Raw genomic sequence first — 23,637 nt, 5'->3', positions numbered from 1 at the left:
ACGGCATAAGGGAGTCGCTTTATGAAGGCAGGCGTGATCGGACTGGGCGCCATGGGCGCCGGCATGGCGGCCAACCTGGCCCGGCAGGGGCTGCTGGCCGCGGTATGGAACCGCACCTATGACAAGGCGGTGGATTTCGCCGGCCGCCATGGGGTGGCCGCTGCGGCCGATGCCCCCACGGTGGCTGCCCAGTGCGACGTGATCATCACCTGTGTCTCGGCGGACGCCGATGTGCTGGAGGTGGTCGACGCCATGCTGCCCGAGCTGGGTGAGGGCAAGGTGGTGGTGGACACCTCCACCGTCAGCGCAGACACCGCCCGCGAGGCCGCCCGGCGGGTGGCTGAGACCGGGGCGCGGTTCCTGGACGCCCCCGTCTCCGGCGGCAAGGAGGGGGCGGAGAAGGCCACCATGGTGATGATGGTGGGCGGTGACGAGGCCACCCTGGAGCAGGTCCGGCCGGTGCTCTCGGCGATCAGCCGCTCGGCCACCCACATGGGCCCGTCCGGGGCCGGGCAGGTGACCAAGGCGGTCAATCAGATCATGGTGGCCGGGATCATCCAGGGGGTCACCGAGGGGCTGGCCTTCGGCCAGGCCCAGGGGCTGGACATGGACAAGGTGATCGAGGTGCTGAGCGGCGGCGCCGGCGGAAGCTGGCTGCTCCAGCACCGCGGCCCGACCCTGGTGCGCGACAGCTACCAGCCCGGCTTCAAGATGGCCCTGCATTACAAGGACCTGGAGATCTGCCGGTCGATGCTGGAGAGCATGGGCGTGGCGCTGCCGGTGGTCGAGATGACCCTCAAGCAGTACCGGCCCCTGATCGAGCAGGGCTACGGCGAGGAGGACATCTCCGCGCTCTATCGCGGTAAACGGGCGATGTTCGAAAACGGGGGCAACAAGAAGGGCCTCTAGGTGCCAAATGGGAGATTGGCCAAGCCTGGCGACTCCGATAGGCCCCGGAACGGGGGCTAGCGGGGTATCGGGTGCGAATACGCCGTGAACCCATCCCTGCGGGCTCGTAGGCGGCATCCCTGCCGCCTACGATTCGCACCCGATACCCCGCCAGCCCCCTGAAGGTTGCCGGCGCGTCGCTTTCGGCGAGGGGCTAAGTGGGCGGGCCGCGGTCATTCAGCATTGCGCCCGGGCGTCCATAAAGGGGCCAACCCCTGCAGACGGGCACGGCCCCAGACAGACCTAGGGAGGCCGGGGCGGGGGTGTTCCGTTCAGGGGTGTAGGCGGCAGGGATGCCGCCTTCAAGCCCCCAGGGATGGGTTCACGGCGTCCCCTGAACGGAACACCCCCGCCCCGGCCGGACCTTCCGTAAGCCCCCAACCCCATCCCATTTCAAAGCGCCACAGCCCAGCACAACAACGCCATAGCAGCGCCACCCGGCTATGCTGGCAGTGACGACGAACCAGCAGAATCGCACAACCAGAGGGACGGTCATGACAGAGCGGGGAGGGCGGATCCTGGTACTGGGTACCGGGCGGATTGGCAAGGCCATGGCCCATCTGCTCGGGCGCCGGCAGCCGGTGGTGAGCTGGGAGGGCCTGCCCCCCGACGGTTCGGCCCCCGAACCGCTGGAACCGCTCGTGCACCAGGCTGAATTCGTCTTCTTCTGCATGCCCGTGGTGGCCCACAGCGACATCGCGCCCCGGGTCGCCGCCGCACTGCCCGACGGGGCCGTCTGCGTCACCATCGCCAAGGGGTTGGACGAAAGCGGCCGTACCGCCGCCGGCATCCTGCACCAGGCCCTCGGCGAAGGAAAGGCCCTGGCCGCCATCTACGGCCCCATGATCGCCGAGGACCTGCAGGCGGATCGCCTCGGGTTCGCCGACCTGGCCTGCCCGCAGCGCGAGACCTTCCAGCAGGTCCGCGAGCTGTTCCGGGGCTCCGCTCTGAAACTGGTCCACACCACCGACCTGACCGGCGCCTCCTGGGCCGTCGTGCTCAAGAACGTCTACGTCCCCCTCATCGGCGCCGCCGATGAACTCCAGCTCGGTGACAACGTCCGCGGGGCGCTCACCATCGATGCCTTCCGGGAGCTGGCGGCGATCGTGGAGGCCTTGGGCGGGGCGCCGACCAGCCCCTACGGCCTGGCCGGGCTGGGTGATTTCGTCGGCTCCGCCACCAGCGCCGACTCCCACCACCGCCAGCTCGGCCGCCGCCTCGCCCGTGGCGAGACCCGCGGCCTGGAAGGCGAGGGCCCCCACACCCTGGCGATGATCGACCGCCACCGCCTGTTCGACACCGAGCCCTACCCCCTGCTCAACCTCGCCCGGCGGATGTTCGCCGACCCGCCCGCTACCGCTGACGAGCTACGGGGCTACTTGGAGGGCTGGGGGGAGTAGGCGCCGCCCGGTCTCCAGGATCCCTGTCAGTCAACGCAGTTGTCGCCCAACATGTATGCCCGGAGCTGCCGTTCCTCCCGCATGACGTAGAGGATAAGAACTCGCCCCCCGTCTTCACGATAGAAAATCCGGCACGGCGGTACTACTAATTCCCGGTATACGGAGTTGGGCAGCTCCGGAGGGATCCTTCCGGATCGGGGGAACTCTTCCAGGCGTGTGGCCTTGGCGAATACCTCCTGGACCAAACGGCTTGCCGCCGCCGGATTATCCAGCGCGATGTACTCAGCGATGGCATCCAGTTCCTGAAGGGCGGGCTCAGTCCAGACTATTTCAGCCATTTACCCAGCTTATCCCTGGCTTCACTGTGGCTGTACGTTCTCCCTTCCAGTACAGCGCGCTCACCTCTTGAGAGCCCTTCAAGCAGCTCAAGCCGGCGCTGCATAAACTCGTAGTCCTGCACATCAACCAGGTAAGCAGATGGCTGGCCATGCTCAGTGATCAGCACCGGCTCCTTCGATGCGCGCAGTTCTGCGAGAATCTTCGTGGCCTGGCGCTTGAGGTTCGTAACGAGCTCAACTTTCATGGAGTCACCCCGAATCAACCAGTGACACTATAGTAGCACTGGCCGGTGTCGAGTGTCGGTTGCATGGGCAGAGCCGCCAGCGGTGGATGATTCCACGGGCTGCGACAGTTACGCCGCCGACTCCTGCTCAACGTCCCAGCCAGGAAATACGAGAACGGCGGGGTGACACCGCAAAGCCCTGGCCAGGACCTTGGCCCTGTCTACACCGAGGCGAACGCGGTCGTTCTCGATAGCAGAAATGGTGGATTGGGGGATCCCGGTAGCGCGGGCCAGCTCATTCTGACTCATCTCTTGCAGTTCACGCATGATGCGGACCGACTCTCCAACAGAGACCTCGAGCCGTTTCCTGGCCTTACGATATTCGCTCATTCTATTTCCTCCCGTAATCGTGGGGAGTTACCTTCTCGACCCCTACGAGCACTTGATTCTTCCGTACCCGATAGATGACGCGGTACTGTATGTTAAGCCGTGAAGACCGGAAGCCTTTCCACTTGCCTGATAAGGCTTCATCGCTGAAACCCCTAATAGAGCGCAGCCCCTGTGGCCCTGATATGGCGACAATGTCTTTCCATTTCTCATACCTTTTCTGCACCTCGACAGGCGCTGCCGACAAGTTCTTCGCCACTCTCCTGTGCTCGAATATCTTCCACATACCATAAATAGTATGTATATCATATATGGTATGTCAAGTGGGAAGGGCCGGCTACTCACGCCATAGCCCCATAACATCACGCTTCGCGGCCCTCCTGCAGGCGTTCGTAGACCTCGTCCAGCAGGTGCGCGCCCGCCACCCGACGGAGGTCGTCGTCGTTCATCAGCCGCTCGAAGATCTCCTCGTTGCCGTCCATGCGCTCGATGAACAGGTTCTCCAGCATGCGGTTGAAGACGTAGACGAAGTGCTGGCGGGTGTCGGTTTCCCGCAAACGGACGCGGCTGGTGTCTAGCTTGAGGGGTGCAGCCGGTTCCTCTCGGGCCACTGCTTCAGCCGGTAGCCCCAGCCCAGATACAAAAAGCCCCCGACTCGCAGGTCGGGGGCTCTGTGCGGTAAATTGGCCAATACCCGTTATATCGCGGCCATTACTCAGCCTGTTGGGGGCGTCACCGATACCCCCCCAGGGCCTGCCTCAAGCCTCACTAACAGCCGGCGCACCCTTGGTAAAGGCCAACCCATCACCCTCAGTATCCACCCGAATACTATCCCCAGGCATAAACTCCCCACGCAGTATCCGCTGGGCCAGGGCGTTCTCCAGCCGTTGCTGCAACACCCGCTTCAGGGGCCGCGCCCCGTACACCGGGTCGAAGCCGGCCTCACCCAACTGGTCCTTGGCCGCGTCGGAGACCTCCAGCGTCAGCTCCTTGTCCGCCAGACGGGCGTTGAGCTGGCGCAGCTGGATGTCGGTGATGGAGCGGATGTGCTCGCGGCCCAGCGGGTGGAAGACCACCACCTCGTCCACCCGGTTGATGAACTCCGGGCGGAAGTGGGTACCGACGATCTCCATCACGGCCGAGCGCATCTCCTGGTAGTGCTCCTCGCCCGCCATCTGCTGGATCACGTCCGAGCCCAGGTTGGAGGTCATCACGATCACCGTGTTGCGGAAGTCCACGGTGCGGCCGTGGCTGTCGGTCAGGCGGCCGTCGTCCAGTACCTGCAGCAGCACGTTGAAGACGTCCGCGTGGGCCTTTTCCACCTCGTCCAGCAGGATCACCGAGTAGGGCTTGCGCCGCACATGCTCGGTGAGATAACCCCCTTCCTCGTAGCCCACGTAACCGGGGGGCGCGCCGATCAACCGGGCCACGGCGTGCTTCTCCATGAACTCAGACATGTCCACGCGGATCATCGCCTCCTCGGTGTCGAAGAGGAAGCTGGCCAGCGCCTTGCACAGCTCGGTCTTGCCGACACCGGTGGGGCCCAGGAAGAGGAAGGAGCCGTTGGGCCGGTTGGGGTCGGAGAGCCCGGCCCGGGAGCGGCGGATGGCGTTGGCCACGGCGGCCACGGCCTCGTCCTGACCCACCACGCGCTTGCGGATCTCTTCCTCCATGCGCAGCAGCTTGTCGCGCTCGCCCTCCAGCATCTTGCTCACCGGGATGCCGGTCCAGCGGGAGACCACCTCGGCGATCTCCTCGGTGCCCACGCTGGTGCGCAGCAACTGGGTGTCGTGCATCTCCGCCTGCAGGGCCAGGTCCAGTTGCCGCTCCAGTTCCGGGATGCGGCCGTACTGCAGCTCCGACATGCGCCCCAGGTCGCCGGCCCGGCGGGCGGTATCCAGCTCTTGCCGGGCGCGCTCCAGTTGCTCCTTGATGCTCTGGGTGCCTTCCACGGCGGCCTTCTCGGAGTTCCAGATCTCCTCCAGCGCCTTGTACTCGTCCTCCAGCTCGTTGATCTCGCCCTCCAGCGCGTCTAGGCGCTTGCGGGAGGCGTCGTCCTCCTCCTTGGCCAGGGCTTCGCGTTCGATCTTGAGCTGGATCAGCCGCCGCTCCAGCCTGTCCATCTCCTCCGGCTTGGAGTCGATCTCCATCTTGATCCGGCTGGCCGCCTCGTCCACCAGGTCGATGGCCTTGTCGGGCAGTTGCCGGTCGGTGATGTAGCGGTGGGAGAGCTGGGCCGCCGCCACGATGGCCGGGTCGGTGATCTCCACCCCGTGGTGCACTTCGTAGCGCTCCTTGAGGCCGCGCAGGATGGCCACGGTGTCCTCCACGGAGGGCTCGTCCACCAGCACCTTCTGGAAGCGGCGCTCCAGGGCGGCGTCCTTTTCGATGTGCTTGCGGTACTCGTCCAGGGTGGTGGCGCCGATGCAGTGCAGCTCGCCCCGGGCGAGGGCGGGCTTGAGCATGTTGCCCGCGTCCATGGCGCCCTCGGCCTTGCCGGCGCCGACGATGGTGTGGATCTCGTCGATAAAGAGGATGATCTGGCCCTCCTGCTTGGCCAGGTCTTTGAGCACGGCCTTCAGCCGCTCCTCGAACTCGCCCCGGTACTTGGCGCCGGCGATCAGCGCGGCCATGTCCAACGAGAGGATGCGCTTGGTCTTCAGGCCCTCCGGCACCTCGCCGTTGATGATGCGGTTGGCCAGGCCCTCGGCGATGGCGGTCTTGCCCACGCCGGGCTCGCCGATGAGCACGGGGTTGTTCTTGGTGCGCCGGGAGAGCACCTGGATGGTGCGGCGGATCTCCTCGTCGCGGCCGATCACCGGGTCCAGCTTGCCCTGTTCGGCCCGCTCGGTGAGGTCGATGGTGTACTTCTCCAGGGACTGGCGCTGGTCCTCGGCGTTGGGGTCGTCCACCGACTGGCCGCCGCGCAGCTCTTCGATGGCCTTTTCCACCGCCTCCTTGGTGGCGCCGGCGCCGCGCAGCAGTTCGCCGAGCTGGCCCTTGTCGGTCACCGCCGCCAGCACGAAGAGCTCGCTGGAGATGTACTGGTCCTTGCGCTTCTGGGCCAGTTTGTCGGTGAGGTTGAGCAGCCGGCCCAGTTCGTTGGAGACATGCACCTCGCCGGCGCTGCCCTCCACCGTGGGCAGCCGGTCCAGGGCCCGGCCCATTTCGGTGCGCAACTGGTTGATGTTAACGCCGGCCCGGGAGAGCAACTGGCCGACGCCGCCCTCCTGGTCCAGCAGTGCGGCCATCAGGTGCACAGGCTCGATCATCTGGTGATCGCGGCCCAGGGCCAAGCTCTGCGCATCGGCGATGGCCATCTGGAATTTCGTGGTCAGTTTGTCCTGCCGCATGGTGAATCCTCTTGCTCCAGGGTGTGAGTCACCCGTCAATGCCTTTGCACTAACAGATGGGGGAGTGCGCAGGGCTTTTCAACCGTGGGCACCGTTTCGGCTTGGCGTCAGCATCGGTTTGGCCGATGATGGACGCCATGAGTGAACTGGATTTCATCCGGCCTGATTGGCCGGCACCGGCCGGGGTGCGGGCACTGGTCTCGACCCGTACCGGTGGGTTCAGCCGGCCCCCCTACGACAGCCTGAACCTCGGCGGCCACACCGGCGACGATCCGGAGCGAGTGGCCGACAACCGCAGGCGCCTGCGCGAGGCCGCGGCACTGCCCTCGGGGCCGGTCTGGCTCCGGCAGGTCCACGGTACGCGGGTGGTGGCGGCGCACGCCGTGGAGGGCGTGCCCGAGGCCGACGGCAGTTGGACCGACCGACCGGGCGTGGTCTGCGCGGTCCTGACCGCCGACTGCCTGCCGGTGGTGCTCTGCGACCAGGACGGGCCCCGGGTGGCGGCCCTGCACGCCGGCTGGCGCGGCCTGGCCGGTGGCATCCTGGAGGCGGGGGTGAGCGCCCTGGGCGGCCCCGGGGGGCTGATGGCTTGGTTGGGGCCCGCGATCGGTCCCGAGGCCTTCCAGGTGGGTGACGACGTGCGTCAGGCCTTTCTGGCCCGGGATGACGGCGCCGGGCCCTGCTTCCGGGCGGATGCGCAGGGGCGTTGGCGGGCCGATCTCTACACCCTGGCCGCGCGACGATTGGCCGCCGCCGGTGTGCAGGCCGTGTACGGCGCGGACCACTGCACCTGGTCCGATGCCGGGCGGTTCTTCTCCTACCGCCGCGACGGCGAGACCGGGCGCATGGCCACGCTGATCTGGCTGGCGTGAGGCAGCGACAGCGCCGCGGCACGGATTGACCCGGCCGGCGGCGCGGCGGATCATCAGGGTAAGGATCACAGGGAGTGCCACCATGCGCCGATTCGTGCTGGACACCAGCGTTTTCACCAACCCCCACTGCGCCGTGCAGTTCGGCGAGGACCCGCTGGCCGGGGTGCAGACCTTCCTGCACCTGGCCCGGCGCTGTCCAGCGGAGTTCTACATGCCGCTGTCGGTCTATGACGAGTTCCGGCGCATGCGGGACCTGGCGGAGATGGCGGCGGACTTCGAGACCGATGTCTGGGTCCGTTCACCGCGCCGGTTCAGCATGACCATCCCGGCGGAGATCCTCTACGAGTTCATCCACGAGCTGCGCGGCCGCATCGACCGCGGGCTGCGGATCGCCGAGGAGCACACTCGCCAGGCGGGGGCGGCCACCGACATGCGTCCGGAGCTGATCGCCAGCCTGCGCGAGCGCTACCGGGAGGCCATGCGCAAGGGGCTGGTGGACTCCCGCGAGGACGTGGACGCGGTGCTGCTGGCCATGGAGCTGGACGCCGAGCTGGTCAGCGCCGACGAGGGCATGCGCAAGTTGGGCAATCGGATGGGCGTGAAGCTGCTCACCGCGGACTATCTGCGCCAGGTGATGGAGAACCTGGGTGCCGGCCATTAGCCGTTCTCGCCCCCGGCGCCGAGCAGCCAGTCCACCAGCGCCGGGAAGTCCTCCAGCACCGGGGCGCGGTCGGCCAGGGTGGTTTCGTCCTCCGGACTGAACTTGCCGGTGCGCACCAGGGCCGCCTGCAGGCCGGCGTCCAGGGCGCCGATCACGTCCGATTCCACGTCATCACCCACCATCAGCAGCCGCTCCGGGGCCACCCCTAGGGCCTCCGCCGCTTCCCGGAAAAAGCCCGGGGCGGGTTTGCCGTAGACCTCCGCCGCCACACCGCTGGCATACTCCAGCGCCGCCACGAAGGGGCCCACGTCCAGCGACAGCCCGTCCTGCTCCCGGAAGTAGCGGTTGCGCGCCAGGGCGAGCAGCGGTGCCCCCTCCATCAGCAGCCGGAAGGCCCGGTTCAGGCCCCGGTAATCGAAGTGCTCACCGGCGTCGCCGATGAGCACGGCGTCGGGTGGGCCATCGGGGAAGCCGGTGAGATCGGGGCCGAGATCCGGGTGGACCAGCAGCAGCGGCCGCAGGCCCCGCTCGCGGATGGTCTGCACCGCGGCGAGCGGTGCGGTGAAGATCTCCTCGGCCGCCACGTCAAAGCCCAGCCGGCCCAGCTTTTCGGCCAGGGCGGCGCGGGTGGTGCGACTGGTATTGGTGGCGAAGCGCAGCGCCAGCCCGCTGGCGCGCAGGCGCTGCATCGCCTCCGGTGCACCGGGCAGGGCCTCTGCACCTTGATAGAGCACGCCGCCGATATCCAGCAGGAGCCCGTCCACGGGGGGTCTGGTCATAGCTGCCTCCCTTTATCTTTGTCATGACCACGAGGCGCACCGGCCCATGCGGCCGGCTACGCCGCGTTTCTGATAACCAAAACGGTAGCAGGAAGTGTGCCCGGTTCCCGTCCGGGAAGGGTGGGCATGACAGGCGGACGGGAGCGGCTAACCTTCGGGGAAAGGGGGGCGCTCGCCGTGGCGATGCGCTGCCCGGTGATGGTGAGCGGCCGGTCCGCCGGTCGCAGTCAGCAAGGGGGGCATCGCTGTGCCGCAATACGCTAACCACCCCGGGCGTCGCAACCACGCCCCGGAGATCCACCTTAATCTCAACGTCCGCGGGCTGGGCCAGTCCGCCACCCTCGTCATCAACGAGCGCAGCGCGGCCCTGGCCGCGCAGGGGCGCCACGTCTACCGCTTCGGTCTCGGCCAGTCCCCCTTCCCGGTCCCGGGGCCGGTGGAGGCCGAGCTCAAGGCCAATGCCCACCAGAAGGACTACCTGCCGGTGGAGGGCCTGCGCAACCTGCGCGAGGCGGTGGCCGAGTACCACCGGCGCAGCCAGGGCGTGGAGCTGTCGGCCGAGGATGTGCTGATCGGTCCGGGCTCCAAGGAGCTGATGTTCATCCTGCAGTTGGTCTACTACGGCGACCTGGTCATTCCCACCCCCAGTTGGGTCTCCTACGCCCCCCAGGCCCACATCATCGGCCGGCAGATCCGCTGGGTGCAGACCCGCTACGAGAACGACTGGCGCCTGCTGCCCGAGGAGTTGGAGAAGCTCTGTGCGGAGGATCCCTCCCGGCCCCGCATCCTGATCCTCAACTACCCGAACAACCCCACCGGCGAGAGCTATACCGCGGACGAGCTGCGGGGGCTGGCCCGGGTCGCCCGCAAGTACCGGGTGGTCCTGCTCTCGGACGAGATCTACAGCGAGCTGCACCACCGGGGCCAGCATGTCTCGGTGGCGCGCTTCTACCCGGAGGGCACCATCATCAGCAGCGGGTTGAGCAAGTGGTGCGGGGCGGGGGGGTGGCGGCTGGGTACCTTCGCCTTCCCCCGCGGGCTGCACTGGTTGCTGGAGGCCATGGCGGTGGTGGCCAGCGAGACCTACACCTCCACCAGCTCTCCGATCCAGTATGCGGCGGTGCGCGCCTTCCAGGGCGGCCTGGAGATCGAACAATACCTGCAGCAGTCCCGGCGCGTGTTGCAGGCACTGGGCCGGTACTGCTGGCGGCGCCTCGATCAGGCGGGCCTGTCCACGCCCCGTCCGGTTGGCGGGTTCTACCTGTTCCCCGACTTCAGCCCACAGCGCGAGCGGCTGGTGGCGCGCGGCATCCACACCGCGCCGGCGCTCTGCAACCGGCTGCTGCAGGAGACCGGCGTGGCGCTGCTACCGGGCAGTGCGTTCGGGCGGCCCGAGGCGGAACTGTCGGCCCGGCTCGCCTATGTGGACTTCGACGGCGCCCGGGTGCTCACTGCGGCGTCGGCGGAACCGGCGGGCAAGCTCTCCGAGGAGTTCCTCGAACATTGCTGTCCCAACGTCGTGGCCGGGATGGAGCGCATCGTGGATTGGGTGCAGCGCGCCTAGCGCGCCGGGGCGGGGTAGGCCGTCAGTCGAACTGGGCGCCGCCGGAAAGGCTGTGGGCCAGGGTACCGGTCATCCGCGGCAGCACGCGCTCAAACTCCAGCACCCAGTAGCCGTCCTCCTGGTGCGTGGGCTGGTAGAGGATCTTGACGTGCTGCGGGCCGCCGGTGGCCTCCAGGTGGGCGACGAAGTGCTCCAGGTTGCGCTTCTCGCGGAATCGGCAGCGGTAGCGGTGACCGACCCGGCCCACGCTGCGGCTGCGCTCCACCGCCCGGCCGAGGCCCCGGAGCAGGGCCCGGCCCAGCTCCTGTTCCAGCGCCGTGTCGTCGCCGCGGTGCTCACTCTCGAACAGCGCCAAGCGCATCAGGCGGTGGGTGAAGTACTCCGGTGGCAGGTCGAGCAGGGCGTCGCTGACCAGGGCGATATCGGTGATATTGGACCGGGCGGTGACGTACTTGCTGCGTGCCCCGCGTGTCTCGCCCTTGAACACCAGGCCTTCACAGCCGGCCTCATCCAGTTCCAGGATCAAGGCGTGCAGCGCCTGCTGGTCGTCGGCCCGGTAGCGACCAAAGACCCGGGCCAGGGGCAGCCGGTAGCGCTCGGCCAGGGCCAGCTTCTCCTCCTGCGGGAGGAAGCCGTTGGCACCGGCGCGCCGGATGTCGAAGACGAACAGGGCCACGTCCTCGGTGACGTGGGGCGGGCTGCCTTCCATGTAGGGGTTCTCCGGCCCTGCCAACTCGGCACACAGGATCAGCCCCGGGTGGTCGTCGAACAGGGTGGGGTCAAGCAGCTCGGGAACGCGGTCGGTGCTGAACGGGCAGAGATACCCGCCGCGGCTGAAGGCCAGCAGCCGGCCCTGGTGGGCGAGGATGCGGATGTTGAAGCCATCGATCTTCTCTTCCGCCCAGAAGAGCTCATCACCGTATTGCTTCGCCAGACCGGGGCCCAGGGCCTGGATGCGGCCGATGGAGGGGTAGCCCGGGACGACGGTGCCATCGTCGAGTCGCACGCTGCCCTTGGGCAGCCGGGCCACGCTGTCGTGCAGCCGGATGTAGTGCAGGCCCTCGAACTCGTGCCGACTGGCCTTACCCTTCTCCAACGCGGTCTTCGCGGTGAGTGCGTCCATGCCCCAAGCGTAGCGTGGTTGTGCCCGCGGCGGGAAGCACCGGCACCGGGGGTGTCAGGACCGCAGACAGGCCAGCAGCGCGGCCATGTCTTCGGGCAGGGGGGCCTCCCAGCTCAGGCGCTCGCCGCTCTCTGGGTGGTCCAGGGCCAGTCGGGCGGCGTGCAGGGCCTGGCGCTGGAAGGCGCGCAGGGCCTGGCGCTGCGCCTCGGTGGCCCGCGGCGGCAGCCGCAGCCGCCCGCCGTAGACGGGATCGCCCACCAGCGGGTAGCCGGCATGGGCCATGTGCACCCGGATCTGGTGCGTGCGTCCGGTCTCGAGAAAGCAGCGCAGGAGGGTGTGGGCGGCCAGGCGCTCCTCCACCCGGTAGTGGGTGGTGGCCGGGCGCCCGCGCTCGACCACCGCCATGCGTTTGCGGTCCCGCGGGTGGCGACCGATGGGGGCCTCCACGGTACCGCCGGCCACCGGACAGCCGTTCACCAGCGCCAGGTATTCGCGCCGGACGCTGCGGGCCTGCAGCTGGGCCACCAGGGCGGTGTGGGCGGCCAGGCTGCGCGCCACCACCATCAGCCCGGAGGTGTCCTTGTCGAGCCGGTGTACGATGCCGGACCGCGGCAGCTCGGCCAGTTGCGGGTCGTGGTGGAGCAGGGCGTTCTGCAGGGTGCCCTCGCGGTTGCCGGCCCCGGGGTGAACCACCAGGCCCGCGGGCTTGTCTATGACCAACAGGTGGCGGTCCTCGTACTGGATGCGCAGGGGGATCGGCTCGGCACTGACCCGTTGCTCTTCCTCCAGTTCGGCCCGTATCGTGACCTGTTGCCCGGCAGCGACTTTGTCCCGCGGCCGGGGGGCGGTGCCCTCCAGCCGGACCGCCCCCTCGCGGATCCACTGCTGGATACGGCTGCGGGAGTAGTCCGGCAGCAGGGCGGCCAAGGCCTGGTCCAGCCGCTGACCGGTCTGCTGCTCGTCGATGAGGATGTCGTGTTCTATGCGAGTGCCCATGGTGCTGTTCCGCTGCGCGCAGGCGCGTAGAATAAGCGCTTTCCCGCAGAATGTCAGATTGAGGTCCCCTATGTCGCGCAAGCCCTGGCTGTGGTCGCTGCTCCTGATCGTGCCGCTGTTGCTGGCCGGCGGCTGTTCCTCCAACGGTCCGGAGCGCCAGGAGGAGCAGGCCACCGCGGAGGAACTCTATCAGCAGGCGCGGCGCCAGCTGGAGAATGGCAACTACACCATGGCCGTGGAGACGCTGGAACGCCTCCAGGGGCGCTTCCCCTTTGGGCCCTTCGCCACCCAGGCGCAGCTGGATATCATCTACGCCTATTACCAGGCCGGTGAGCTGGAATCGACCATCGCCGCCGCCGACCGCTTCATGCGGCTCTATCCCCGCGACCCGAACGTGGCGTACGCCCGGTACATGCGTGGGCTGGCGAACGCGGGCGTTGGCGATGAGTTCTTCACCCGGGTTTTCAATCTCGACCGCAGTCTGCGCGACCCGCAACCGTTGCGTCGCGCCTTTGTGGATTTCCGGGAGCTGATCCAGCGCCATCCGGACAGCGAATACGTGGACGACGCCCGAGAGCGGATGCAGGAGATCCGCGACCTGCTGGCGCGGCACGAGATCTACGTGGCGCGCTTCTACCTCCGGCGGGATGCGCCGGTGGCGGCGGTGGGCCGTGCCCGCACGGTGCTCCAGGAGTACCAGGGCACCGGAGCGGTGGAGGACGCCCTGGAGGTGCTGGTGGAGGCCTACGGGATGCTAGAGCTGGCGGACCTGCAGCAGGACGTGCGCCGGGTGATCGGCGAGAACTTCCCCGGCCACCCGTTGGCCGCCCAATGACGGGACGGGGCCGGTGATGCCGCGGGCCGGGCCCCGGCGTCCCGGCCCGCTCGGCGGGGCTCAGATGGCGTTTTCGTCCTCCTCGCCGGTGCGGATGCGGATCACCCGCTCCACGTCGCTGACGAAGATCTTGCCGTCACCGATCTTGCCGGTGTGCGCGGCCTTGGTGATCACCTCCAGGCAGCGGTCCACCTGATCGTCGGCGATGACCACCTCCAGGCGCATCTTGGGCAGGAAATCCACCACGTACTCGGCGCCGCGATAGAGTTCCGTATGGCCCTTCTGGCGCCCGAAGCCCTTGACTTCGGTGACGGTCATGCCCGTGATGCCGATGTCCGAGAGTGCCTCGCGCACATCGTCCAGCTTGAAGGGCTTGATGATGGCCTCAACCTTTTTCATGCCTTGATTCTCCCTGGTCTGCGGGGCCGGGATGGTTCCGGCGTGCCCCGAGAGTTTACGCGCGTTCCCGCCGGCGTGGCCACGCCGGCCGGGGTGCAGCACCCCCTCGGGTCGATCTGAACGCCCTCAGGAGGTTACCGGTACGCCCGGCCAACCTGAGCTGATGGGATAGCGGCGGTCGCGCCCGAAGGCCCGGGGGGTTACCTTGGGGCCGGGGGCGGATTGGCGCCGCTTGTACTCGTTGCGCCGCAGCAGCCGGGTGACCTGGGCCACGGTGGCCGGTTCATGGCCGGCGGCGACGATCAGTGCCTCGCTCTCGTCGTGCTCCACGTACCTCTCCAGTATATCGTCCAGCACCGGATAGGGTGGCAGGCTGTCCTCGTCCTTCTGGCCCGCCGCCAGTTCGGCGGTCGGTGGGCGTGAGAAGATGTTGTCGGGGAATGCCGGTTTGAGGCTCTGGCGGTAGCGGGCCAGCCGGTAGACCTCGGTCTTGTAGACATCCTTGAGCGGTGCATAGCCGCCGCACATATCGCCGTAGAGCGTGGCGTAGCCGACGGCCAGTTCGCTCTTGTTGCCGCAGGCCAGCACCATGCGCCCGGTCTTGTTGGACAGCGCCATGAGCAGGGTGCCGCGGATGCGCGATTGCAGGTTCTCTTCGGTCACGTCCGGGTCCAGCCCCTCGAAACTGGGGGCCAGGCTGCTGAGAAAGCTCTGGAAGATGGGCTCGATGGAGGTGGTCTGGTAGCGAATGCCCAGCATGCGGGCGATGGCCTGGGCATCGTCCAAGCTCATGGGCGCGGTATAGCGGCTGGGCATCATCACCGCCTGGACCCGGTCGGCGCCGAGGGCATCCACGGCCACTGCCGCAGCAACGGCCGAGTCGATCCCCCCGGACAGCCCCAGGACTACGCCGGGGAAGCCGTTGCGCTGCACGTAGTCACGCAGACCGGTGACCAGCGCCTGGTACACGGCCCCCTCCTCCGAGGGCTGGGTGCTCTGCTCGCCGTTGACATTGCCGTGATCCGTGTCCACCTCCACGGTGCAGAGCCCGCTTCGGAAGCGGGGGGCGCGCGCCTGGACGGTGCCGCCGGCATCCACGGCCAGCGAGCCACCGTCATAGACCACCTCGTCGTGGCCGCCGACCATGTTCACGTAGAGCAGGGGGCGGTGGGTGTCCAGCGCGCGCTCGCGCAGGACCGCCTCGCGTTCCGCCTGCTTGCGCCGGTGGAAGGGCGAGGCATTGAGGTTGACCACGAACTCGGCCCCGGCGGCCACCGCCTCGCGGGCCGGTGTCGGCCACCAGATGTCCTCGCAGATGCTGAGCCCCACCCGGGTGCCGGCCACGTCGACCACACAGGGGCTGTCGCCGGCGACGAAGTGGCGGCTGTCGTCGAACACACTGTAGGTGGGCAGTTCCCGTTTGGCGTAACGCGCGATCACCCGGCCGTCCTGGACCACCACGGCGGCGTTGTGCAGTCCACGGCGATCGCGCAACGGCACGCCGACCACGGCGGTGACACCCCGACTGGCGGCCTGGATGGCCTGCAGTGCGTTCTCCGCGGCCCGGGTGAAGTCGTCTCGCAGCAGCAGGTCGTCCGGCGGGTAGCCGGTGACGGCCAGCTCGGGGAAGACGACCAGTTGAGCGCCCTCCCTGTCGCGGGCGGTCTCGATGGCCCCGACGATGCGGCGGGTATTGCCTTCGATGTCGCCCACCGGGCAGGTCAGTTGGGCCATGGTGACGCGCAGGCTCATGTCGCGGTTCTCCTGGGTTGGTGGCCGGACGTGCGAACGGCCCGCCCCGTCGTGCGGGTGCGGGCCGTTCGGCTGCCGGCAATGGCGTGGGCCATCGCGCGGCGGGGCTCAGCCGCTGAACAGTTCGTTCAGCTTCTGGCCGATCTCGGCCGGGGAGCGCACGGTGGCGACCCCGGCGCTCTCCAGGGCGGCGAACTTGTCGTCCGCAGTGCCCTTGCCGCCGGCGATGATGGCACCGGCGTGGCCCATGCGCTTGCCGGGAGGTGCGGTGACCCCGGCGATGTAGGCCACCACCGGTTTGTCCACGTTCTGCTGGATGTACTCGGCGGCCTCCTCCTCGGCGGTGCCGCCGATCTCACCCACCATGACGATACCCTTGGTCTGCGGATCGGCCTGGAAAAGCTCCAGGGCGTCGATGAAGGACATGCCGTGGATCGGGTCGCCACCGATGCCGATGCAGGTGGACTGGCCCAGACCGATGTCGGTGGTCTGCTTGACCGCCTCGTAGGTCAGGGTGCCCGAGCGCGAGACGATGCCGATGGAGCCGGCCTTGTGGATGTGACCGGGCATGATGCCGATCTTGCACTCGCCGGGGGTGATGACGCCCGGGCAGTTGGGGCCGATCAGGCGGGCGTCGTACTGCGCCAGGGCGGCCTTCACCTTGAGCATGTCCAGCACCGGGATGCCCTCGGTGATACAAGCGATCACCTTGATGCCGGCGTCGGCGGCCTCCAGGATGGCGTCCGCGGCAAAGGCGGCCGGCACGTAAATCATGCTGGCGTCCGCGCCGGTCTCCTGGACGGCATCTTCCACGGTGTTGAACACCGGGAGGTCCAGGTGGGTTTGGCCGCCGCGACCGGGGGTCACGCCACCCACCACGTTGGTGCCGTAGGCGATGGCCTGCTCGGCGTGGAAGGTGCCCTGCTTGCCGGTGAAGCCCTGGACGATGACCTTCGTGTTCTTGTCTACAAGTACGCTCATGTCGATTGGATCCTCTTCTCCGGCGTGGTTCAGGCGGCCTTGCCGACGGCGGCCACAACCTTCTTGGCGGCGTCGGTGAGATCGTCGGCGGGGATCAGGTCCATGCCGCTGTCAGCCAGCATCTGCTTGCCCTGCTCGACGTTGGTGCCCTCCAGGCGAACCACCACGGGGACATCCACGCCCACCTCCTTGACGGCGGCGATGATGCCCTCGGCGATCACGTCGCAGCGCACGATGCCACCGAAGATGTTCACCAGGATGCCCTCCACCGTGTCGCTGGAGAGGATCAGCTTGAAGGCCGCGGTGACGCGTTCGGTGGTGGTGCCACCACCCACGTCCAGGAAGTTGGCCGGCGAGCCGCCGTGCAGGTTGACCACGTCCATGGTGGCCATGGCCAGACCGGCGCCGTTGACCATGCAGCCGATGTTGCCGTCCAGGGTAATGTAGTTGAGGTTGTGCTCGGCGGCTTGGACCTCGGCCTCATCCTCCTGGGTGATGTCGCGCATGTCGGCGATCTGCGGCTGACGGCCGATCTCGACGGCGTTGTCGTCCACGTTGACTTTGGCGTCCAGGGCCAACAGCTGGCCATCGCCGGTCACGATCAGCGGGTTGATCTCGATCATGCTCAGATCCTTCTCCTCAAAGATCCGATACAGGCTTTTCATGATCTTGACCAGTTGGCCGATCTGCTTGCCTTCGAGGCCCAGCGCAAAGGCCATCTTCCGGCCCTGGTAGGCCTGGAAGCCGGCGGCCGGGTCGACGGCCAGGGTGAGGATCTTCTCGGGGGTGCTGGCGGCGACCTCCTCGATGTCCATGCCGCCGGCCGCGGAGCCCATGAAGGTGACGCGCTTGCTCGCGCGGTCCACTAGGGCGCCCAGGTAGAGTTCGCGGGCGATGTCGAGGCCCTGCTCGACCAGAACGGCGTGGATGGGTTGACCCTTGGCATCGGTTTGGTGGGTGACGAGGCGGGAGCCCAGGAGGGAGTCGGTGAATTCTTCTACTTCTTCTTTGGTCTTGAGGACCTTGACCCCGCCTGCCTTGCCGCGCCCGCCGGCGTGTACCTGTGCCTTGACGACCCAGACGGAACCGCCCAGCCGACCGGCGGCTTCGACCGCCTCGCCGCTGGAGCGGGCCACGTAGCCCTGTGGGATGGGGATGTCGTAATCAGCAAACAGGTGTTTAGCCTGAAATTCATGGAGATTCATGGATGGCCTGCCTCCTCCTCGTGAAAAGCCTGCGTATTCTCTATCAAAGCCCGGTCCAAAAGCAAAAAACGCGGCAAATTGTCGCCCCGGTGTGGAATCCGATGGGGTAAAGTGGGGGCTGAAGCGTCGATTCGCCCACGGAGACCCCATGCTCGGACAGATCCTCGTCATTATAGTGCTCATCCTGGCCTGGTTGGGGCTGCGCTCGGTGCTGCGCCAGCTGCGCGAACAACGGGAGCGGGCAGCGGTGGCGGACGAGCAAAGCCAGCGCCGGGGTCGGGGGCGTGACCGGGTGGAGGCGATGGTGCGCTGCGAGCACTGCGGGGTCTACGTGCCGCGCAACGAGGCGGTGGAGGACGCCGGGCGGTGGTACTGCAGCGACGGCCACCGTGACGCCGCCCGCTGGGAGGGCTGAGCGCCGGTGATGACCACCGCGCGGGCGAACGATTGGGCGGCGCTGCAGGTCTTCTGCGGCTACCGCCTGGTGGTGGTGCTGGCGCTGCTGTTGCTCTTCATCTGGGCCCGGGGCGAACCCTTACTGCTGGCCGTGCGCTGGACGGACGTCTTCCTGGCCACCCTGCTGGCCTACCTCGCCTGGTCGGTGGTGGCCTTATGGCTGCAGCAGCGACGGGTTCCGGCCTTCTCCCTGCAGCTTTACGCCCAGTTGGGCGTGGATGTCCTGGCACTGAGTCTGCTGGTAGCGGCCACCGGTCGGATGGACGGCGGGCTTGCCCTGCTGGTGTTGATCGTGGTGGCCGGTGGCAGCCTGATGCTGGCCAATCTGCGCCTGGCGCTGGGGTTGGCGGCCATGGCCACGCTCGCCCTGCTGGCGGTCCAGGGCTTCGTGGCCCTCTACGCCGACGGCGCCGCTGAGGGCTACACCCTGGTGGGGATGTACGGCATGGGCCTGTTTCTGCTCGGCGCCGGCGGTAGCCTGCTGGCCATCCGCGTGCGTACGGCGCAGGCCCTGGCCGAACGCCGCGGGGTGGACCTGGCCAACATGCAGGCGCTAAACGAGCACATCGTCCAGCACATGGAACCGGGGGTGGTGGTGGTGGACGGGGCCGGCATCATCCGGCTGCTCAACCATTCCGCCATGGGCTGGCTGGCCAGCGGCCGCGGCGCGGCGCTGGAGCATGTGGCGCCGACCCTGGATCTCGCAGTGCGGCGCTGGCGGCGGGGCCGGGTGGGTTCCGGCCTGGTGGTGCCGGTGCAGGCGCGTGGCGCCGAGGTGCGGGTGAACATCTCCGCGCTGGGCGCGGACCCGGAGGGGCCGTTGTTGCTGTTGCTGGAGGACCAAGCGGAACTGCGTGCCCGGGTGCAGCAGGCCAAACTGGCCGCCCTCGGCCGGCTGACGGCCAGTATCGCCCACGAGATCCGCAATCCGCTCAGTGCCATTCTGCATGCCGGGCAACTGCTGGCCGAGTCGCCGGATCTGAGCGAGGATGACCGGCGGTTGCTGGACATCGTTCGCCGCCACGGCCGGCGGCTCAACACCATCGTCGAGGACGTGCAGCAACTCTCCCGGCGGGGACGGGCGCGGCGGGAGGCGGTGGCGCTGGACGCCTTTCTTCAGGAGTTCCTGCAGCGCTGGGGCGAGCAGCACGGCCGGGAGGGGGCCCGCATCCGCTGTCGGGTGACGCCGGCGGGGCTGTTGGTGCTGTTCGACCCCAACCACCTCCACCAAGTGTTGACCAACCTGGTGGAGAACGCCGTTCGCCACGCCTCGGACGGCCGCCCGAGGGTGACGGTCACCCTGAGCGGACGGCAGCCGCAAGCCGGGGAGGCGTGGCTGGAGATCTGCGACGATGGCCCCGGTGTCGGGCGGGATATCGCCAACAGTGTGTTCGAGCCCTTTTTCACCAGCCGGCCGTCCGGGTCTGGGCTGGGGCTCTTCATCTGCCGGGAGCTCTGCGAGAGCAATCGGGCCGATCTCCGCCTGAGCAACCCGGGCGAGGCGGGGGCCTGCTTCCGGCTGACGTTGCAGATGGCGCCAGCGGGGGTACCGGCGGGCTGGCAGGAGCCGGAGACCGAGGTCCGGCTCAGCCGGTCTGCGGATGGGGACGCGCCAGCGCCGGCAGCTCGCCGCTGAGTCCCATGGCCCGCGCCATGAACAGCGACTTGGCCGGCGCCAGCCGGTCAGTGAGACTCAGCCCCAGGCTGCGCAGCACCACCAGCGGTGGCAGGTCGTTGGCGAACAACCAGTGGAAGGCGTCCATGCCGGTCTGCATCAGGTGGTTGGCGCCCAGGCGCCGGCGCTGGAAGCGCTGCAGCACCGCCTGGCCGCCCGGGTCGCGGCCACGCTCGTGGGCCGCCAGCATCTCCTCGGCGAGGGTGGCGGCGTCCATGAAGCCCAGGTTGACCCCCTGGCCGGCCAGGGGGTGGATGGTGTGGGCGGCGTCGCCCACCAGGGCCAGGCGCCGGTCGATATAGCGCCTGGCGTGGCTGCGCCGCAGCGGGAAGGCCGCCCGCGGGCCGCAGGCGTTGATCGGCCCGAGCACGGCCTCACTGGCCTGGGTGAGCTGTTCGCGAAAGCGCGCCTCCGGCAGCTCGAGCAGCTCCGTGGCCTGGGCCTCCGGGCAGGACCAGACAATGGAGCAACTGCCGTCGGCTAGCGGCAGCAGGGCCAGCGGCCCGGTGGGCAGAAAACGCTGGCGGGCGATGCCGCCGTGGTGGTGCTCCGGCCAGACCGTCCCCACCACGCCGTGCTGCCCGTAAGGGCGCACGCTGTGGCCGATTCCGGCTAGCTCCCGCAGGCGCGAGCGGGCGCCGTCCGCGCCCACCAGCAGCCGGGTGGTGCACTCGCCACCGTCGTTCAGCCGTACCCGCAGGCCCTCCGGCTCCGCATCCCAGCCCTCGACGCTGCCGGGCACCATCAGGCGTACGTTGTCGTGTCGGGACAGGTGCTGCCAGAGGGTGGTCTGGATCAGCCGGTTCTCCACGATATGACCCAGGTGGGGCTCGCCGTAACGGTGGGCGTCGAAGTGGATGGCGCCACCGCCCTCGCCGTCCCAGGCATGGATGCCGTGGAAGGGACAGGCGCGGGCGCGGCGGATGTCCGCCCAGGCACCCAGCCGGCCCAGGTAGCGCTCCGAGGCCACCGAGATGGCGGAGACGCGCTGATCCACCGGGTCCTCGCGGCGCCAGCGCCGCGGGGTGTGGGCCTCCAGGACGGCCACCGGCAGGCCGGCCCGTGCCAGGGTGAGGGCCAGGGCCAGGCCCACCATGCCGCCGCCCTGGATGACGGCCTCGTAATCGATCTTCATCGCCGTTCCTCGCGATTCAGCGGGCAGCCCGCGGCCAGTGCCGGCAGCGGCGCCCCCAGTCCCATACCCAGTCTCATGAAGGCCCGCCGCGCCGGCGGTATGACGTCCAGCCATTTCAGCGCCAGGTTGCGCCCGGCACGCAGTCCGGGCAGGCGGTTGCCGAAGCTGCCCAGTAGCAGATGGGTGAAGCCCATGATCAGGCGGGTGTCCGCCTGGCGCTGGCGGGCATAGCGTTGCAGCAGGGCCGGGTGGCCCACGTCCTCGCCGGCCCGCTCCGCCTCGGCCAGCAGTTGGGCGAGCCAGGCGACGTCGCGCAGGGCCAGGTTGAGCCCCTGACCCGCCACCGGATGCATGGTGTGGGCGGCATTGCCGATCACGACCCCCCGGGGCGCCAGCGGCTGGGTGACCCGGTGGCCCCGCAGCGGGTAGTGGCCGCGTCGGCCCACCTGGCGGAGGCGGCCCAGGCGGTAGCCGAAGCGGCGCTGGACCTGGGCCAGGAAGGCGGCGTCGTCGAGGGCCAGCACCTGGTTCAGTTCGGCGTCGGCCACTGACCAGACCAGGGCGCAGCGCCCGCCGGTGGTGGGCAGCAGCGCCATGGGGCCATCCGGGGTGAAGCGTTCGAAGGCGCGGCCGCGGTGGTCCTCCTCCGGCGTGAGGTTGGCGATTACCGCGTGGCTGCCGTAGTCATGGGTCTGCAGGGGCAGGTCCCAGAGCTCGCGCAGCGCCGAGTGGGTGCCGTCGGCGGCAACCGCCAGCCGGGCCTGCAGCGGCCGTCGCCGGCCCTCGTCGTCCTCGATGGTGACCTCGATGCCCCCGGGGGTGGTGCGCGTGGCCACGGCGCGCGCCGGTGTCAGGTAGTCCAGTCCCGATTGTTGGCGCAGCCGCTGCGGCAGGACCTGCCCGAAACGCCGGTTGGGGACCAGGTAGCCCAGGGCCGGCACGCCCTCGCGATCGGCGCGCAGGCGGGCATAGCCGAAGCCGCCCTGCTCGGAGATGTGGATCTCGCGGATCGGAGTGATTTCCCCCTCGAGATCGGGCCACAGATCCAGGGCCTCCAAGATCCGGCGCGAGACCGGGGAGAGGGCGGTGGTGCGGTCGTCGTAGCTGGGCTGTACCGGGGCCTCCGGGGCCACCGCCTCCAGCACCGCCACCCGCAGCCCGGTCTGGCCCAGGGCCACGGCCAGACAGCCCCCCACCAGGCCGCCGCCGGCGATGATGATGTCGTAGCGCCCGCTCATGACCGAGCCTCCACCATCAGGGCCTCAATGGCGTCCGGGGCCTTGGGGATGTCGGGGGTCAGGTTCTCGTGGCCCTCCCGGGTGACCAGCAGGTCGTCCTCAATGCGCACGCCGATACCCCGCCAGCGCTCCGCCACCCCGTCGCTCTCCGGGGCGATATAGAGCCCGGGCTCGATGGTTAGGGTCATCCCCGGCTCCAGTTCCCGCCACTGGCCGTCGATGCGGTAGTCGCCCACATCGTGCACGTCCATGCCCAGCCAGTGACCGGTGCGGTGCATGAAAAAGCGCTTGTAGCTCTCTTCTTCCAGGATTTGCTCGCGGCTGCCATCGAGGATGCCCAGTTCCAGCAGGCCGTCCACCAGGGTCTCGGTGGCGCGCTCGTGGGCGAGGTTCCAGCTCACCCCCGGGGTCACCGCCGCAATGGCGGCCTCCTGGGCGGCCAGTACCACCTCGTAGAGGGCGCGCTGCTCGGCGCTGAAGCGGCCGTTGACCGGGAAGGTGCGGGTGACATCGGCGGCATAGCCGTCCAGCTCGCAGCCGGCGTCGATCAGCACCAGGTCGCCGTCGCGCAGCTTGTCCCGGTTGAGGATGTAGTGCAGCACGCAGCCGTTGCCCCCACCCCCCACGATGCTGGGGTAGGCCGGTTCGCCCCCGGCGCGCCGGAAGGCGGCCAGGAACTCCGCCTCCAGTTCGTACTCCATCATGCCCGGCCGGCAGGCCTGCATGGCCCGGCGGTGGGCCTTGCCGGTGACCCGGGCGGCGCGGCGCATGCAATCCAGCTCCGCCGGGCGTTTAATCAGGCGCATCTCGTGCAGGTGGTGCTCCAGGGCGATGAACTCGTCCGGTCCGCGGCGGGCGCCGCGGGTGCGGCCGCGTACCTGCCGGGCCCAATCGATCACCCGCTGGTCGAAGACCTTGTCCAGCCCCATGGTGTAGTGGACCCGCTCGCGGCCCTCCATCAGCCCGGGGAGGATGTCGTCGATGTCGTCGATGGGGAAGGCATCGTCGGCGCCGTAGTCGCGCACGGCGCCCTCCTGACCGGCGCGGGGGCCGTCCCACACCTCGCGCTCGGGGTTGCGCTCGCGGCAGAAGAGGAGGTAGGCGCCCTGTTCCCGTCCCGGCACCAGCACGGCCACCGCGTCCGGCTCAGGAAAGCCGGTGAGGTAGCGAAAGTCGCTGTCCTGGCGGAAGGGGTAGTGCACGTCGCGATTGCGCACCTTTTCGGTGGCGGCGGGGATGATGGCGATGCCCTCGTCCCCGATCAGTTGCATGAGCTCCCGGCGGCGGGCGGCGTACTCGGCAGGGGGCATGGCGAC

Annotated in this window: 24 protein-coding genes; 8 read left to right on the top strand and 16 right to left on the bottom strand. The window is 68.7% G+C overall.

What is annotated here, in order from left to right; all coding sequences use genetic code 11:
- The first annotated feature begins 21 nt into the window (after positions 1-21).
- On the top strand, positions 22-909 hold the full coding sequence (locus tag MLG_RS12960) for an NAD(P)-dependent oxidoreductase (protein WP_011630298.1): 888 nt from the start codon (positions 22-24) through the stop codon (positions 907-909).
- Between the two features lie 533 nt (positions 910-1,442).
- On the top strand, positions 1,443-2,348 hold the full coding sequence (locus tag MLG_RS12955; RefSeq protein WP_011630297.1) for an NAD-dependent glycerol-3-phosphate dehydrogenase: 906 nt from the start codon (positions 1,443-1,445) through the stop codon (positions 2,346-2,348).
- Positions 2,349-2,374: 26 nt separating this feature from the next.
- On the opposite strand, the gene MLG_RS12950 is transcribed toward MLG_RS12955, so the two are convergent.
- The 6 genes from MLG_RS12950 to clpB form a co-directional block, all read right to left on the bottom strand.
- Positions 2,375-2,686, bottom strand: coding sequence for a type II toxin-antitoxin system RelE/ParE family toxin (locus tag MLG_RS12950; protein ID WP_011630296.1), 312 nt, complete (start codon positions 2,684-2,686; stop codon positions 2,375-2,377).
- Positions 2,674-2,931: a type II toxin-antitoxin system Phd/YefM family antitoxin gene (locus MLG_RS15280; protein WP_011630295.1), complete on the bottom strand. Its 258-nt coding sequence runs from the start codon at positions 2,929-2,931 to the stop codon at positions 2,674-2,676. The genes MLG_RS12950 and MLG_RS15280 overlap by 13 nt, the downstream gene beginning before the upstream one ends.
- Before the next feature lie 108 nt (positions 2,932-3,039).
- Positions 3,040-3,300 carry a helix-turn-helix domain-containing protein gene (locus tag MLG_RS12945; protein ID WP_011630294.1) on the bottom strand — a complete coding sequence of 87 codons (261 nt, stop codon included), beginning with the start codon at positions 3,298-3,300 and terminating at the stop codon, positions 3,040-3,042.
- A 1-nt stretch (position 3,301) separates the two neighbouring features.
- Positions 3,302-3,583: a type II toxin-antitoxin system RelE/ParE family toxin gene (locus tag MLG_RS15275; RefSeq protein WP_011630293.1), complete on the bottom strand. Its 282-nt coding sequence runs from the start codon at positions 3,581-3,583 to the stop codon at positions 3,302-3,304.
- A 76-nt stretch (positions 3,584-3,659) separates the two neighbouring features.
- Positions 3,660-3,854: a hypothetical protein gene (locus MLG_RS12940; protein ID WP_041718070.1), complete on the bottom strand. Its 195-nt coding sequence runs from the start codon at positions 3,852-3,854 to the stop codon at positions 3,660-3,662.
- A 201-nt stretch (positions 3,855-4,055) separates the two neighbouring features.
- Complete coding sequence (gene clpB, locus MLG_RS12935; protein ID WP_011630291.1) at positions 4,056-6,650, bottom strand: ATP-dependent chaperone ClpB; 2,595 nt, start codon at positions 6,648-6,650, stop codon at positions 4,056-4,058.
- A 137-nt stretch (positions 6,651-6,787) separates the two neighbouring features.
- Here clpB and pgeF point away from each other — a divergent pair, with 137 nt between their 5' ends.
- Entirely contained in the window at positions 6,788-7,522 is a 735-nt protein-coding gene (gene pgeF, locus MLG_RS12930) for a peptidoglycan editing factor PgeF (RefSeq protein WP_041718677.1), read from the top strand.
- 82 nt (positions 7,523-7,604) lie between these two features.
- Entirely contained in the window at positions 7,605-8,183 is a 579-nt protein-coding gene (locus tag MLG_RS12925) for an RNA ligase partner protein (protein WP_011630289.1), read from the top strand.
- On the opposite strand, the gene MLG_RS12920 is transcribed toward MLG_RS12925, so the two are convergent.
- The gene (locus tag MLG_RS12920; protein ID WP_011630288.1) at positions 8,180-8,962 is read right to left on the bottom strand and encodes a TIGR01458 family HAD-type hydrolase; all 783 of its coding nucleotides are present in this window, start codon (positions 8,960-8,962) and stop codon (positions 8,180-8,182) included. The two genes, MLG_RS12925 and MLG_RS12920, sit on opposite strands and share 4 nt — an antisense overlap.
- A gap of 247 nt (positions 8,963-9,209) precedes the next feature.
- Here MLG_RS12920 and MLG_RS12915 point away from each other — a divergent pair, with 247 nt between their 5' ends.
- The gene (locus MLG_RS12915; RefSeq protein WP_011630287.1) at positions 9,210-10,526 is read left to right on the top strand and encodes a pyridoxal phosphate-dependent aminotransferase; all 1,317 of its coding nucleotides are present in this window, start codon (positions 9,210-9,212) and stop codon (positions 10,524-10,526) included.
- A gap of 22 nt (positions 10,527-10,548) precedes the next feature.
- Here the strand turns inward: MLG_RS12915 and MLG_RS12910 are convergent, their stop codons facing one another.
- Both MLG_RS12910 and rluD read right to left on the bottom strand, forming a co-directional pair.
- A complete protein-coding gene (locus MLG_RS12910) occupies positions 10,549-11,649 on the bottom strand; it encodes an RNA ligase (RefSeq protein WP_011630286.1) in 1,101 nt (366 codons plus the stop codon).
- A 54-nt stretch (positions 11,650-11,703) separates the two neighbouring features.
- Positions 11,704-12,645 carry a 23S rRNA pseudouridine(1911/1915/1917) synthase RluD gene (rluD, locus tag MLG_RS12905; protein ID WP_011630285.1) on the bottom strand — a complete coding sequence of 314 codons (942 nt, stop codon included), beginning with the start codon at positions 12,643-12,645 and terminating at the stop codon, positions 11,704-11,706.
- Positions 12,646-12,715: 70 nt separating this feature from the next.
- On the opposite strand from rluD, the gene MLG_RS12900 reads away from it, so the two are divergent.
- On the top strand, positions 12,716-13,480 hold the full coding sequence (locus tag MLG_RS12900; RefSeq protein ID WP_011630284.1) for an outer membrane protein assembly factor BamD: 765 nt from the start codon (positions 12,716-12,718) through the stop codon (positions 13,478-13,480).
- Positions 13,481-13,540: 60 nt separating this feature from the next.
- On the opposite strand, the gene glnB is transcribed toward MLG_RS12900, so the two are convergent.
- The 4 genes from glnB to sucC form a co-directional block, all read right to left on the bottom strand.
- Complete coding sequence (glnB, locus tag MLG_RS12895) at positions 13,541-13,879, bottom strand: nitrogen regulatory protein P-II (RefSeq protein WP_011630283.1); 339 nt, start codon at positions 13,877-13,879, stop codon at positions 13,541-13,543.
- Positions 13,880-14,005: 126 nt separating this feature from the next.
- The gene (locus MLG_RS12890) at positions 14,006-15,631 is read right to left on the bottom strand and encodes an NAD+ synthase (protein WP_011630282.1); all 1,626 of its coding nucleotides are present in this window, start codon (positions 15,629-15,631) and stop codon (positions 14,006-14,008) included.
- 108 nt (positions 15,632-15,739) lie between these two features.
- Positions 15,740-16,612: a succinate--CoA ligase subunit alpha gene (gene sucD / locus MLG_RS12885; protein ID WP_011630281.1), complete on the bottom strand. Its 873-nt coding sequence runs from the start codon at positions 16,610-16,612 to the stop codon at positions 15,740-15,742.
- A gap of 29 nt (positions 16,613-16,641) precedes the next feature.
- Entirely contained in the window at positions 16,642-17,817 is a 1,176-nt protein-coding gene (sucC, locus tag MLG_RS12880) for an ADP-forming succinate--CoA ligase subunit beta (RefSeq protein ID WP_011630280.1), read from the bottom strand.
- A gap of 148 nt (positions 17,818-17,965) precedes the next feature.
- Between sucC and MLG_RS12875 the strand changes: the two genes are divergently transcribed.
- Positions 17,966-18,232 carry a PP0621 family protein gene (locus MLG_RS12875; protein ID WP_011630279.1) on the top strand — a complete coding sequence of 89 codons (267 nt, stop codon included), beginning with the start codon at positions 17,966-17,968 and terminating at the stop codon, positions 18,230-18,232.
- Positions 18,233-18,241: 9 nt separating this feature from the next.
- On the top strand, positions 18,242-19,909 hold the full coding sequence (locus MLG_RS15895) for a sensor histidine kinase (protein ID WP_049753596.1): 1,668 nt from the start codon (positions 18,242-18,244) through the stop codon (positions 19,907-19,909).
- On the opposite strand, the gene MLG_RS12865 is transcribed toward MLG_RS15895, so the two are convergent.
- From MLG_RS12865 to pepP, 3 genes are read right to left on the bottom strand one after another with little or no spacing between them, the layout of a single operon-like run.
- Positions 19,860-21,083 carry a UbiH/UbiF/VisC/COQ6 family ubiquinone biosynthesis hydroxylase gene (locus MLG_RS12865; RefSeq protein WP_011630277.1) on the bottom strand — a complete coding sequence of 408 codons (1,224 nt, stop codon included), beginning with the start codon at positions 21,081-21,083 and terminating at the stop codon, positions 19,860-19,862. The two genes, MLG_RS15895 and MLG_RS12865, sit on opposite strands and share 50 nt — an antisense overlap.
- Positions 21,080-22,321 (bottom strand): 2-octaprenyl-6-methoxyphenyl hydroxylase, encoded by a 1,242-nt coding sequence (gene ubiH, locus MLG_RS12860; protein ID WP_011630276.1) that lies wholly within the window; start codon positions 22,319-22,321, stop codon positions 21,080-21,082. Before ubiH ends, MLG_RS12865 begins: the two co-directional genes overlap by 4 nt.
- On the bottom strand, positions 22,318-23,631 hold the full coding sequence (pepP, locus tag MLG_RS12855) for a Xaa-Pro aminopeptidase (protein WP_011630275.1): 1,314 nt from the start codon (positions 23,629-23,631) through the stop codon (positions 22,318-22,320). The genes ubiH and pepP overlap by 4 nt, the downstream gene beginning before the upstream one ends.
- Between the last annotated feature and the right edge of the window lie 6 nt (positions 23,632-23,637).

It is taken from the genome of Alkalilimnicola ehrlichii MLHE-1 (genome assembly GCF_000014785.1).
GTDB lineage: Bacteria > Pseudomonadota > Gammaproteobacteria > Nitrococcales > Halorhodospiraceae > Alkalilimnicola > Alkalilimnicola ehrlichii.
Note: the sequence above shows the minus strand (reverse complement) of the source record. Positions and strands in the feature narration are given on the sequence as shown.

What these genes read in the sequence shown, in the direction of transcription:
- MLG_RS15280 (WP_011630295.1), bottom strand. Translation starts at nt 2,931, where the DNA reads ATGAAAGTTGAGCTCGTTACGAACCTCAAGCGCCAGGCCACGAAGATT.
- pgeF (WP_041718677.1), top strand. Translation starts at nt 6,788, where the DNA reads ATGAGTGAACTGGATTTCATCCGGCCTGATTGGCCGGCACCGGCCGGG.
- MLG_RS12945 (WP_011630294.1), bottom strand. Translation starts at nt 3,300, where the DNA reads ATGAGCGAATATCGTAAGGCCAGGAAACGGCTCGAGGTCTCTGTTGGA.
- MLG_RS12925 (WP_011630289.1), top strand. Translation starts at nt 7,605, where the DNA reads ATGCGCCGATTCGTGCTGGACACCAGCGTTTTCACCAACCCCCACTGC.
- clpB (WP_011630291.1), bottom strand. Translation starts at nt 6,650, where the DNA reads ATGCGGCAGGACAAACTGACCACGAAATTCCAGATGGCCATCGCCGAT.
- sucC (WP_011630280.1), bottom strand. Translation starts at nt 17,817, where the DNA reads ATGAATCTCCATGAATTTCAGGCTAAACACCTGTTTGCTGATTACGAC.
- pepP (WP_011630275.1), bottom strand. Translation starts at nt 23,631, where the DNA reads ATGCCCCCTGCCGAGTACGCCGCCCGCCGCCGGGAGCTCATGCAACTG.
- MLG_RS12875 (WP_011630279.1), top strand. Translation starts at nt 17,966, where the DNA reads ATGCTCGGACAGATCCTCGTCATTATAGTGCTCATCCTGGCCTGGTTG.
- ubiH (WP_011630276.1), bottom strand. Translation starts at nt 22,321, where the DNA reads ATGAGCGGGCGCTACGACATCATCATCGCCGGCGGCGGCCTGGTGGGG.
- MLG_RS12900 (WP_011630284.1), top strand. Translation starts at nt 12,716, where the DNA reads ATGTCGCGCAAGCCCTGGCTGTGGTCGCTGCTCCTGATCGTGCCGCTG.
- MLG_RS12950 (WP_011630296.1), bottom strand. Translation starts at nt 2,686, where the DNA reads ATGGCTGAAATAGTCTGGACTGAGCCCGCCCTTCAGGAACTGGATGCC.
- MLG_RS12865 (WP_011630277.1), bottom strand. Translation starts at nt 21,083, where the DNA reads ATGAAGATCGATTACGAGGCCGTCATCCAGGGCGGCGGCATGGTGGGC.
- rluD (WP_011630285.1), bottom strand. Translation starts at nt 12,645, where the DNA reads ATGGGCACTCGCATAGAACACGACATCCTCATCGACGAGCAGCAGACC.
- MLG_RS12955 (WP_011630297.1), top strand. Translation starts at nt 1,443, where the DNA reads ATGACAGAGCGGGGAGGGCGGATCCTGGTACTGGGTACCGGGCGGATT.
- MLG_RS15895 (WP_049753596.1), top strand. Translation starts at nt 18,242, where the DNA reads ATGACCACCGCGCGGGCGAACGATTGGGCGGCGCTGCAGGTCTTCTGC.
- MLG_RS12960 (WP_011630298.1), top strand. Translation starts at nt 22, where the DNA reads ATGAAGGCAGGCGTGATCGGACTGGGCGCCATGGGCGCCGGCATGGCG.
- MLG_RS12910 (WP_011630286.1), bottom strand. Translation starts at nt 11,649, where the DNA reads ATGGACGCACTCACCGCGAAGACCGCGTTGGAGAAGGGTAAGGCCAGT.
- sucD (WP_011630281.1), bottom strand. Translation starts at nt 16,612, where the DNA reads ATGAGCGTACTTGTAGACAAGAACACGAAGGTCATCGTCCAGGGCTTC.
- MLG_RS12920 (WP_011630288.1), bottom strand. Translation starts at nt 8,962, where the DNA reads ATGACCAGACCCCCCGTGGACGGGCTCCTGCTGGATATCGGCGGCGTG.
- MLG_RS15275 (WP_011630293.1), bottom strand. Translation starts at nt 3,583, where the DNA reads ATGTGGAAGATATTCGAGCACAGGAGAGTGGCGAAGAACTTGTCGGCA.
- MLG_RS12890 (WP_011630282.1), bottom strand. Translation starts at nt 15,631, where the DNA reads ATGAGCCTGCGCGTCACCATGGCCCAACTGACCTGCCCGGTGGGCGAC.
- glnB (WP_011630283.1), bottom strand. Translation starts at nt 13,879, where the DNA reads ATGAAAAAGGTTGAGGCCATCATCAAGCCCTTCAAGCTGGACGATGTG.